The organism is Limnohabitans sp. TEGF002 (assembly GCF_055395845.1).
The window spans coordinates 3,058,917-3,070,944 of record NZ_AP029224.1 but is presented as its reverse complement, the minus strand read 5'-3'; the positions used below and the strand labels follow the sequence as shown (position 1 = coordinate 3,070,944).

6 tRNA genes and 6 rRNA genes are annotated in these 12,028 nt (G+C 50.0%); all 12 read left to right on the top strand.

Annotated elements, in window-relative coordinates:
* The first annotated feature begins 89 nt into the window (after positions 1 to 89).
* The 12 genes from ACZ5SR_RS15395 to ACZ5SR_RS15340 all read left to right on the top strand — a co-directional run bounded on the left by ACZ5SR_RS15395 (position 90) and on the right by ACZ5SR_RS15340 (position 11,743).
* Positions 90 to 166 (top strand) — tRNA-Ile (locus tag ACZ5SR_RS15395).
* 45 nt (positions 167 to 211) lie between these two features.
* Positions 212 to 287 (top strand) — tRNA-Ala (locus ACZ5SR_RS15390).
* Positions 288 to 703: 416 nt separating this feature from the next.
* A 23S ribosomal RNA gene (locus ACZ5SR_RS15385) occupies positions 704 to 3,583 on the top strand.
* Positions 3,584 to 3,744: 161 nt separating this feature from the next.
* Positions 3,745 to 3,857 (top strand): 5S ribosomal RNA (gene rrf, locus ACZ5SR_RS15380).
* A 329-nt stretch (positions 3,858 to 4,186) separates the two neighbouring features.
* Positions 4,187 to 5,717: ribosomal RNA gene (locus ACZ5SR_RS15375) — 16S ribosomal RNA — on the top strand.
* A 100-nt stretch (positions 5,718 to 5,817) separates the two neighbouring features.
* Positions 5,818 to 5,894, top strand: a tRNA-Ile gene (locus ACZ5SR_RS15370).
* A 45-nt stretch (positions 5,895 to 5,939) separates the two neighbouring features.
* A tRNA-Ala gene (locus ACZ5SR_RS15365) sits at positions 5,940 to 6,015 on the top strand.
* Between the two features lie 416 nt (positions 6,016 to 6,431).
* A 23S ribosomal RNA gene (locus ACZ5SR_RS15360) occupies positions 6,432 to 9,311 on the top strand.
* A 161-nt stretch (positions 9,312 to 9,472) separates the two neighbouring features.
* A 5S ribosomal RNA gene (rrf, locus tag ACZ5SR_RS15355) occupies positions 9,473 to 9,585 on the top strand.
* Positions 9,586 to 9,914: 329 nt separating this feature from the next.
* Positions 9,915 to 11,445: ribosomal RNA gene (locus ACZ5SR_RS15350) — 16S ribosomal RNA — on the top strand.
* The 16S, 23S and 5S rRNA genes sit together here with 6 tRNA genes alongside, the layout of an rRNA operon.
* A gap of 100 nt (positions 11,446 to 11,545) precedes the next feature.
* A tRNA-Ile gene (locus ACZ5SR_RS15345) sits at positions 11,546 to 11,622 on the top strand.
* A gap of 45 nt (positions 11,623 to 11,667) precedes the next feature.
* Positions 11,668 to 11,743: transfer RNA gene (locus ACZ5SR_RS15340), tRNA-Ala, on the top strand.
* Positions 11,744 to 12,028: the final 285 nt, after the last annotated feature.

Sequence of the window (12,028 nt, the reverse complement as noted above, 5' to 3'; positions counted from 1 at the left end):
AATCTAAATTGAACGCTCACACTTATCGGTTGTTGGAAGGCAAGTCGCTGACGGCTTGGGCATAAAGCCTGGTTGTTGAGCAACGACTTGGGTCTGTAGCTCAGTTGGTTAGAGCACTGTGTTGATAACGCAGGGGTCGTTGGTTCGAGACCAACCAGACCCACCAATCCTTCTGAAGGCAGGTGCTGAAAGGCGCCAAGGGTAAGACAACGGGGGATTAGCTCAGCTGGGAGAGCACCTGCTTTGCAAGCAGGGGGTCGTCGGTTCGATCCCGTCATCCTCCACCAATATCTAGATAGTACTTATCAAAGGTTTTGATCTCATTCAAAACAAAAGAGGCTTTGCATGGTTGTGCGAAAGGCTTTTTTTGTGTTGATTGATATTGATCGATTAACAAGTGTCGCAAGACACACGGCTGTTCTTTAAAAATTCATAGAGTCGAATCAGAGTTGCCAGGGGAAACCGCACATTCGTAAAGGTTTAGTGCGGACCGTGCCCCTGGTGACAATTTTTTGATTGCGTCAAAACGAATATTCAAACGACGTTTGAAATTCAAGTAAAGACGAATTGTTCTTTTGATATTGGATGGCAACATCCTGTGTTGAGGAATTATTCATTTACGGCATAACGCGTCAGGTGAAAGACCTGACAGACATTCCTTGAAAACAACGATGGAGTCTCGCAAGAGAGTTCAAAGTTATAGGGTCAAGTGAATAAGAGCATGTGGTGGATGCCTTGGCAATGATAGGCGACGAAAGACGTGAAAGCCTGCGATAAGCTTCGGGGAGCTGGCAAATAAGCTTTGATCCGGAGATTTCTGAATGGGGAAACCCACCCTTAGGGGTATCGCATGATGAATACATAGTCATGCGAGGCGAACCGGGTGAACTGAAACATCTCAGTAGCTCGAGGAAAAGACATCAACCGAGATTCCGAAAGTAGTGGCGAGCGAAATCGGAAGAGCCTGTTAGTGATAGCACAATTGTTAGCAAAGCGGCATGGAAAGGCCGACCATAGTGGGTGATAGTCCCGTATGCGAAAACAAATGTGTGGTACTGAGCTAACGACAAGTAGGGCGGGACACGAGAAATCCTGTCTGAATATGGGGGGACCATCCTCCAAGGCTAAATACTCATCATTGACCGATAGTGAACAAGTACCGTGAGGGAAAGGCGAAAAGAACCCCGGGAGGGGAGTGAAATAGATCCTGAAACCGCATGCTTACAAAAAGTAGGAGCCTCGAAAGGGGTGACTGCGTACCTTTTGTATAATGGGTCAGCGACTTACATTCAGTGGCAAGGTTAACCGAATAGGGAAGCCGTAGAGAAATCGAGTCCGAATAGGGCGATCAGTCGCTGGGTGTAGACCCGAAACCAAGTGATCTATCCATGGGCAGGATGAAGGTGCCGTAACAGGTACTGGAGGTCCGAACCGACTAATGTTGCAAAATTAGCGGATGACCTGTGGATAGGGGTGAAAGGCTAAACAAACTTGGAAATAGCTGGTTCTCTCCGAAAACTATTTAGGTAGTGCCTCAAGTATTACCATCGGGGGTAGAGCACTGTTTTGGCTAGGGGGTCATGGCGACTTACCAAACCAAGGCAAACTCCGAATACCGATGAGTACAGCTTGGGAGACAGAGCACCGGGTGCTAACGTCCGGACTCAAGAGGGAAACAACCCAGACCGCCAGCTAAGGTCCCTAAAATTGGCTAAGTGGGAAACGAAGTGGGAAGGCTAAAACAGTCAGGATGTTGGCTTAGAAGCAGCCATCATTTAAAGAAAGCGTAATAGCTCACTGATCGAGTCGTCCTGCGCGGAAGATGTAACGGGGCTAAGCCAGTTACCGAAGCTGCGGATTTGCAATTTATTGCAAGTGGTAGGAGAGCGTTCTGTAGGCCTGTGAAGGTGGTGGTGTAAACCCTGCTGGAGGTATCAGAAGTGCGAATGCTGACATGAGTAGCGTTAAAGGGGGTGAAAAGCCCCCTCGCCGTAAGCGCAAGGTTTTCTACGCAACGTTCATCGGCGTAGAGTGAGTCGGCCCCTAAGGCGAGGCAGAGATGCGTAGCTGATGGGAAACAGGTCAATATTCCTGTACCGATGACAAGTGCGATGTGGGGACGGAGAAGGTTAGCTCAGCCAACTGTTGGATATGTTGGTTCAAGCCTGTAGTCGTGCTCGGTAGGCAAATCCGCCGGGCTTAGATGAGGGGTGATAACGAGGGTGCTTGCACCTGAAGTGAGTGATACCCTGCTTCCAGGAAAAGCCACTAAGCTTCAGCTTGTCATTGACCGTACCGCAAACCGACACTGGTGCGCGAGATGAGTATTCTAAGGCGCTTGAGAGAACTCAGGAGAAGGAACTCGGCAAATTGATACCGTAACTTCGGGAGAAGGTATGCCCCAAGTAGGTGAACTCGAACAGAGGGAGCCCAACGGGGTTGCAAAAAATCGGTGGCTGCGACTGTTTAATAAAAACACAGCACTCTGCAAACACGAAAGTGGACGTATAGGGTGTGACGCCTGCCCGGTGCTGGAAGATTAAATGATGGGGTGCAAGCTCTTGATTGAAGTCCCAGTAAACGGCGGCCGTAACTATAACGGTCCTAAGGTAGCGAAATTCCTTGTCGGGTAAGTTCCGACCTGCACGAATGGCGTAACGATGGCCACACTGTCTCCTCCTGAGACTCAGCGAAGTTGAAATGTTTGTGATGATGCAATCTCCCCGCGGAAAGACGGAAAGACCCCATGAACCTTTACTGTAGCTTTGTATTGGACTTTGAACAGATCTGTGTAGGATAGGTGGGAGGCTTTGAAGCGAGGTCGCTAGATCTCGTGGAGCCAACGTTGAAATACCACCCTGGTGTGTTTGAGGTTCTAACCTAGGTCCATTATCTGGATCGGGGACAGTGCATGGTAGGCAGTTTGACTGGGGCGGTCTCCTCCCAAAGCGTAACGGAGGAGTTCGAAGGTACGCTAGTTACGGTCGGACATCGTGATAATAGTGCAATGGCATAAGCGTGCTTAACTGCGAGACTGACAAGTCGAGCAGATACGAAAGTAGGACATAGTGATCCGGTGGTTCTGTATGGAAGGGCCATCGCTCAACGGATAAAAGGTACTCTGGGGATAACAGGCTGATACCGCCCAAGAGTTCATATCGACGGCGGTGTTTGGCACCTCGATGTCGGCTCATCTCATCCTGGGGCTGTAGCCGGTCCCAAGGGTATGGCTGTTCGCCATTTAAAGAGGTACGTGAGCTGGGTTTAAAACGTCGTGAGACAGTTTGGTCCCTATCTTCCGTGGGCGCTGCAGATTTGAGGAAGCCTGCTCCTAGTACGAGAGGACCGGAGTGGACACACCTCTGGTGTATCGGTTGTCACGCCAGTGGCATTGCCGAGTAGCTAAGTGTGGAAGAGATAACCGCTGAAAGCATCTAAGCGGGAAACTCGTTTCAAGATGAGATCTGCCGGGGCCTTGAGCCCCCTAAAGAGTCGTTCAAGACCAGGACGTTGATAGGTCAGGTGTGGAAGCGCAGTAATGCGTTAAGCTAACTGATACTAATTGCTCGTGCGGCTTGACCCTATAACTTTGATCACACATTGAAAGATGTGCATTGGTCAAGGAAGTTATGCCAAGTTGACGCATTCAAAAAAGGTCGAAAGACCCAAGCGCAAGCTTAAAATCTGATTCGAAACTCTATGAATTCGTTGTCTTGACTGATGTCAAGATGACAACAAGTTATGCCTGATGACCATAGCAAGTTGGTCCCACTCCTTCCCATCTCGAACAGGACAGTGAAACGACTTAGCGCCGATGATAGTGCGGGTTCCCGTGTGAAAGTAGGACATCGTCAGGCTTCTAACAGCCCAAAACGCCTCACCGTTCGGTGGGGCGTTTTCTTTAGAAGACATCAAAAAATCTTTTAAAGAAAGCGCAAAAGCGTGATACAATGGAAGGCTTCGCTGATCGCAGCGAGGCAAGAAAAGGCGGCGAGAGTTGCCTGGGTTCTTTAAAAATATACAGCCGATAAGCGTGGGCGTTTGATGGTGATTGCCAAGTTCTTCGGAACTTAGCTTTAATTAGCTAACAAACGCTCATGAAGTAAAAAAGATGTGGAAATCAGAGATGATAACCACGTCGATTCCAATTTATGAGTTGGTCGAAAGACCAAAAAAAATCAAGATCGAACTATAGAGTTTGATCCTGGCTCAGATTGAACGCTGGCGGAATGCTTTACACATGCAAGTCGAACGGTAGAGGGGGCAACCCCTCGAGAGTGGCGAACGGGTGAGTAATATATCGGAACGTGCCCAGTCGTGGGGGATAACGTAGCGAAAGTTACGCTAATACCGCATACGATCTAAGGATGAAAGCGGGGGATCGCAAGACCTCGCGCGATTGGAGCGGCCGATATCAGATTAGGTAGTTGGTGGGGTAAAGGCTCACCAAGCCAACGATCTGTAGCTGGTCTGAGAGGACGACCAGCCACACTGGAACTGAGACACGGTCCAGACTCCTACGGGAGGCAGCAGTGGGGAATTTTGGACAATGGACGCAAGTCTGATCCAGCCATTCCGCGTGCAGGATGAAGGCCCTCGGGTTGTAAACTGCTTTTGTACGGAACGAAAAGGTTTCTATTAATACTAGGAGCTCATGACGGTACCGTAAGAATAAGCACCGGCTAACTACGTGCCAGCAGCCGCGGTAATACGTAGGGTGCAAGCGTTAATCGGAATTACTGGGCGTAAAGCGTGCGCAGGCGGTTATGTAAGACAGAGGTGAAATCCCCGGGCTCAACCTGGGAACTGCCTTTGTGACTGCATAGCTAGAGTACGGTAGAGGGGGATGGAATTCCGCGTGTAGCAGTGAAATGCGTAGATATGCGGAGGAACACCGATGGCGAAGGCAATCCCCTGGACCTGTACTGACGCTCATGCACGAAAGCGTGGGGAGCAAACAGGATTAGATACCCTGGTAGTCCACGCCCTAAACGATGTCAACTGGTTGTTGGGTCTTCACTGACTCAGTAACGAAGCTAACGCGTGAAGTTGACCGCCTGGGGAGTACGGCCGCAAGGTTGAAACTCAAAGGAATTGACGGGGACCCGCACAAGCGGTGGATGATGTGGTTTAATTCGATGCAACGCGAAAAACCTTACCCACCTTTGACATGTACGGAAGTCGCTAGAGATAGCTTCGTGCTCGAAAGAGAACCGTAACACAGGTGCTGCATGGCTGTCGTCAGCTCGTGTCGTGAGATGTTGGGTTAAGTCCCGCAACGAGCGCAACCCTTGTCATTAGTTGCTACATTCAGTTGGGCACTCTAATGAGACTGCCGGTGACAAACCGGAGGAAGGTGGGGATGACGTCAAGTCCTCATGGCCCTTATAGGTGGGGCTACACACGTCATACAATGGCTGGTACAAAGGGTTGCCAACCCGCGAGGGGGAGCTAATCCCATAAAACCAGTCGTAGTCCGGATCGCAGTCTGCAACTCGACTGCGTGAAGTCGGAATCGCTAGTAATCGTGGATCAGAATGTCACGGTGAATACGTTCCCGGGTCTTGTACACACCGCCCGTCACACCATGGGAGCGGGTCTCGCCAGAAGTAGTTAGCCTAACCGCAAGGAGGGCGATTACCACGGCGGGGTTCGTGACTGGGGTGAAGTCGTAACAAGGTAGCCGTATCGGAAGGTGCGGCTGGATCACCTCCTTTCTGGAAACTGCAATCTAAATTGAACGCTCACACTTATCGGTTGTTGGAAGGCAAGTCGCTGACGGCTTGGGCATAAAGCCTGGTTGTTGAGCAACGACTTGGGTCTGTAGCTCAGTTGGTTAGAGCACTGTGTTGATAACGCAGGGGTCGTTGGTTCGAGACCAACCAGACCCACCAATCCTTCTGAAGGCAGGTGCTGAAAGGCGCCAAGGGTAAGACAACGGGGGATTAGCTCAGCTGGGAGAGCACCTGCTTTGCAAGCAGGGGGTCGTCGGTTCGATCCCGTCATCCTCCACCAATATCTAGATAGTACTTATCAAAGGTTTTGATCTCATTCAAAACAAAAGAGGCTTTGCATGGTTGTGCGAAAGGCTTTTTTTGTGTTGATTGATATTGATCGATTAACAAGTGTCGCAAGACACACGGCTGTTCTTTAAAAATTCATAGAGTCGAATCAGAGTTGCCAGGGGAAACCGCACATTCGTAAAGGTTTAGTGCGGACCGTGCCCCTGGTGACAATTTTTTGATTGCGTCAAAACGAATATTCAAACGACGTTTGAAATTCAAGTAAAGACGAATTGTTCTTTTGATATTGGATGGCAACATCCTGTGTTGAGGAATTATTCATTTACGGCATAACGCGTCAGGTGAAAGACCTGACAGACATTCCTTGAAAACAACGATGGAGTCTCGCAAGAGAGTTCAAAGTTATAGGGTCAAGTGAATAAGAGCATGTGGTGGATGCCTTGGCAATGATAGGCGACGAAAGACGTGAAAGCCTGCGATAAGCTTCGGGGAGCTGGCAAATAAGCTTTGATCCGGAGATTTCTGAATGGGGAAACCCACCCTTAGGGGTATCGCATGATGAATACATAGTCATGCGAGGCGAACCGGGTGAACTGAAACATCTCAGTAGCTCGAGGAAAAGACATCAACCGAGATTCCGAAAGTAGTGGCGAGCGAAATCGGAAGAGCCTGTTAGTGATAGCACAATTGTTAGCAAAGCGGCATGGAAAGGCCGACCATAGTGGGTGATAGTCCCGTATGCGAAAACAAATGTGTGGTACTGAGCTAACGACAAGTAGGGCGGGACACGAGAAATCCTGTCTGAATATGGGGGGACCATCCTCCAAGGCTAAATACTCATCATTGACCGATAGTGAACAAGTACCGTGAGGGAAAGGCGAAAAGAACCCCGGGAGGGGAGTGAAATAGATCCTGAAACCGCATGCTTACAAAAAGTAGGAGCCTCGAAAGGGGTGACTGCGTACCTTTTGTATAATGGGTCAGCGACTTACATTCAGTGGCAAGGTTAACCGAATAGGGAAGCCGTAGAGAAATCGAGTCCGAATAGGGCGATCAGTCGCTGGGTGTAGACCCGAAACCAAGTGATCTATCCATGGGCAGGATGAAGGTGCCGTAACAGGTACTGGAGGTCCGAACCGACTAATGTTGCAAAATTAGCGGATGACCTGTGGATAGGGGTGAAAGGCTAAACAAACTTGGAAATAGCTGGTTCTCTCCGAAAACTATTTAGGTAGTGCCTCAAGTATTACCATCGGGGGTAGAGCACTGTTTTGGCTAGGGGGTCATGGCGACTTACCAAACCAAGGCAAACTCCGAATACCGATGAGTACAGCTTGGGAGACAGAGCACCGGGTGCTAACGTCCGGACTCAAGAGGGAAACAACCCAGACCGCCAGCTAAGGTCCCTAAAATTGGCTAAGTGGGAAACGAAGTGGGAAGGCTAAAACAGTCAGGATGTTGGCTTAGAAGCAGCCATCATTTAAAGAAAGCGTAATAGCTCACTGATCGAGTCGTCCTGCGCGGAAGATGTAACGGGGCTAAGCCAGTTACCGAAGCTGCGGATTTGCAATTTATTGCAAGTGGTAGGAGAGCGTTCTGTAGGCCTGTGAAGGTGGTGGTGTAAACCCTGCTGGAGGTATCAGAAGTGCGAATGCTGACATGAGTAGCGTTAAAGGGGGTGAAAAGCCCCCTCGCCGTAAGCGCAAGGTTTTCTACGCAACGTTCATCGGCGTAGAGTGAGTCGGCCCCTAAGGCGAGGCAGAGATGCGTAGCTGATGGGAAACAGGTCAATATTCCTGTACCGATGACAAGTGCGATGTGGGGACGGAGAAGGTTAGCTCAGCCAACTGTTGGATATGTTGGTTCAAGCCTGTAGTCGTGCTCGGTAGGCAAATCCGCCGGGCTTAGATGAGGGGTGATAACGAGGGTGCTTGCACCTGAAGTGAGTGATACCCTGCTTCCAGGAAAAGCCACTAAGCTTCAGCTTGTCATTGACCGTACCGCAAACCGACACTGGTGCGCGAGATGAGTATTCTAAGGCGCTTGAGAGAACTCAGGAGAAGGAACTCGGCAAATTGATACCGTAACTTCGGGAGAAGGTATGCCCCAAGTAGGTGAACTCGAACAGAGGGAGCCCAACGGGGTTGCAAAAAATCGGTGGCTGCGACTGTTTAATAAAAACACAGCACTCTGCAAACACGAAAGTGGACGTATAGGGTGTGACGCCTGCCCGGTGCTGGAAGATTAAATGATGGGGTGCAAGCTCTTGATTGAAGTCCCAGTAAACGGCGGCCGTAACTATAACGGTCCTAAGGTAGCGAAATTCCTTGTCGGGTAAGTTCCGACCTGCACGAATGGCGTAACGATGGCCACACTGTCTCCTCCTGAGACTCAGCGAAGTTGAAATGTTTGTGATGATGCAATCTCCCCGCGGAAAGACGGAAAGACCCCATGAACCTTTACTGTAGCTTTGTATTGGACTTTGAACAGATCTGTGTAGGATAGGTGGGAGGCTTTGAAGCGAGGTCGCTAGATCTCGTGGAGCCAACGTTGAAATACCACCCTGGTGTGTTTGAGGTTCTAACCTAGGTCCATTATCTGGATCGGGGACAGTGCATGGTAGGCAGTTTGACTGGGGCGGTCTCCTCCCAAAGCGTAACGGAGGAGTTCGAAGGTACGCTAGTTACGGTCGGACATCGTGATAATAGTGCAATGGCATAAGCGTGCTTAACTGCGAGACTGACAAGTCGAGCAGATACGAAAGTAGGACATAGTGATCCGGTGGTTCTGTATGGAAGGGCCATCGCTCAACGGATAAAAGGTACTCTGGGGATAACAGGCTGATACCGCCCAAGAGTTCATATCGACGGCGGTGTTTGGCACCTCGATGTCGGCTCATCTCATCCTGGGGCTGTAGCCGGTCCCAAGGGTATGGCTGTTCGCCATTTAAAGAGGTACGTGAGCTGGGTTTAAAACGTCGTGAGACAGTTTGGTCCCTATCTTCCGTGGGCGCTGCAGATTTGAGGAAGCCTGCTCCTAGTACGAGAGGACCGGAGTGGACACACCTCTGGTGTATCGGTTGTCACGCCAGTGGCATTGCCGAGTAGCTAAGTGTGGAAGAGATAACCGCTGAAAGCATCTAAGCGGGAAACTCGTTTCAAGATGAGATCTGCCGGGGCCTTGAGCCCCCTAAAGAGTCGTTCAAGACCAGGACGTTGATAGGTCAGGTGTGGAAGCGCAGTAATGCGTTAAGCTAACTGATACTAATTGCTCGTGCGGCTTGACCCTATAACTTTGATCACACATTGAAAGATGTGCATTGGTCAAGGAAGTTATGCCAAGTTGACGCATTCAAAAAAGGTCGAAAGACCCAAGCGCAAGCTTAAAATCTGATTCGAAACTCTATGAATTCGTTGTCTTGACTGATGTCAAGATGACAACAAGTTATGCCTGATGACCATAGCAAGTTGGTCCCACTCCTTCCCATCTCGAACAGGACAGTGAAACGACTTAGCGCCGATGATAGTGCGGGTTCCCGTGTGAAAGTAGGACATCGTCAGGCTTCTAACAGCCCAAAACGCCTCACCGTTCGGTGGGGCGTTTTCTTTAGAAGACATCAAAAAATCTTTTAAAGAAAGCGCAAAAGCGTGATACAATGGAAGGCTTCGCTGATCGCAGCGAGGCAAGAAAAGGCGGCGAGAGTTGCCTGGGTTCTTTAAAAATATACAGCCGATAAGCGTGGGCGTTTGATGGTGATTGCCAAGTTCTTCGGAACTTAGCTTTAATTAGCTAACAAACGCTCATGAAGTAAAAAAGATGTGGAAATCAGAGATGATAACCACGTCGATTCCAATTTATGAGTTGGTCGAAAGACCAAAAAAAATCAAGATCGAACTATAGAGTTTGATCCTGGCTCAGATTGAACGCTGGCGGAATGCTTTACACATGCAAGTCGAACGGTAGAGGGGGCAACCCCTCGAGAGTGGCGAACGGGTGAGTAATATATCGGAACGTGCCCAGTCGTGGGGGATAACGTAGCGAAAGTTACGCTAATACCGCATACGATCTAAGGATGAAAGCGGGGGATCGCAAGACCTCGCGCGATTGGAGCGGCCGATATCAGATTAGGTAGTTGGTGGGGTAAAGGCTCACCAAGCCAACGATCTGTAGCTGGTCTGAGAGGACGACCAGCCACACTGGAACTGAGACACGGTCCAGACTCCTACGGGAGGCAGCAGTGGGGAATTTTGGACAATGGACGCAAGTCTGATCCAGCCATTCCGCGTGCAGGATGAAGGCCCTCGGGTTGTAAACTGCTTTTGTACGGAACGAAAAGGTTTCTATTAATACTAGGAGCTCATGACGGTACCGTAAGAATAAGCACCGGCTAACTACGTGCCAGCAGCCGCGGTAATACGTAGGGTGCAAGCGTTAATCGGAATTACTGGGCGTAAAGCGTGCGCAGGCGGTTATGTAAGACAGAGGTGAAATCCCCGGGCTCAACCTGGGAACTGCCTTTGTGACTGCATAGCTAGAGTACGGTAGAGGGGGATGGAATTCCGCGTGTAGCAGTGAAATGCGTAGATATGCGGAGGAACACCGATGGCGAAGGCAATCCCCTGGACCTGTACTGACGCTCATGCACGAAAGCGTGGGGAGCAAACAGGATTAGATACCCTGGTAGTCCACGCCCTAAACGATGTCAACTGGTTGTTGGGTCTTCACTGACTCAGTAACGAAGCTAACGCGTGAAGTTGACCGCCTGGGGAGTACGGCCGCAAGGTTGAAACTCAAAGGAATTGACGGGGACCCGCACAAGCGGTGGATGATGTGGTTTAATTCGATGCAACGCGAAAAACCTTACCCACCTTTGACATGTACGGAAGTCGCTAGAGATAGCTTCGTGCTCGAAAGAGAACCGTAACACAGGTGCTGCATGGCTGTCGTCAGCTCGTGTCGTGAGATGTTGGGTTAAGTCCCGCAACGAGCGCAACCCTTGTCATTAGTTGCTACATTCAGTTGGGCACTCTAATGAGACTGCCGGTGACAAACCGGAGGAAGGTGGGGATGACGTCAAGTCCTCATGGCCCTTATAGGTGGGGCTACACACGTCATACAATGGCTGGTACAAAGGGTTGCCAACCCGCGAGGGGGAGCTAATCCCATAAAACCAGTCGTAGTCCGGATCGCAGTCTGCAACTCGACTGCGTGAAGTCGGAATCGCTAGTAATCGTGGATCAGAATGTCACGGTGAATACGTTCCCGGGTCTTGTACACACCGCCCGTCACACCATGGGAGCGGGTCTCGCCAGAAGTAGTTAGCCTAACCGCAAGGAGGGCGATTACCACGGCGGGGTTCGTGACTGGGGTGAAGTCGTAACAAGGTAGCCGTATCGGAAGGTGCGGCTGGATCACCTCCTTTCTGGAAACTGCAATCTAAATTGAACGCTCACACTTATCGGTTGTTGGAAGGCAAGTCGCTGACGGCTTGGGCATAAAGCCTGGTTGTTGAGCAACGACTTGGGTCTGTAGCTCAGTTGGTTAGAGCACTGTGTTGATAACGCAGGGGTCGTTGGTTCGAGACCAACCAGACCCACCAATCCTTCTGAAGGCAGGTGCTGAAAGGCGCCAAGGGTAAGACAACGGGGGATTAGCTCAGCTGGGAGAGCACCTGCTTTGCAAGCAGGGGGTCGTCGGTTCGATCCCGTCATCCTCCACCAATATCTAGATAGTACTTATCAAAGGTTTTGATCTCATTCAAAACAAAAGAGGCTTTGCATGGTTGTGCGAAAGGCTTTTTTTGTGTTGATTGATATTGATCGATTAACAAGTGTCGCAAGACACACGGCTGTTCTTTAAAAATTCATAGAGTCGAATCAGAGTTGCCAGGGGAAACCGCACATTCGTAAAGGTTTAGTGCGGACCGTGCCCCTGGTGACAATTTTTTGATTGCGTCAAAACGAATATTCAAACGACGTTTGAAATTCAAGTAAAGACGAATTGTT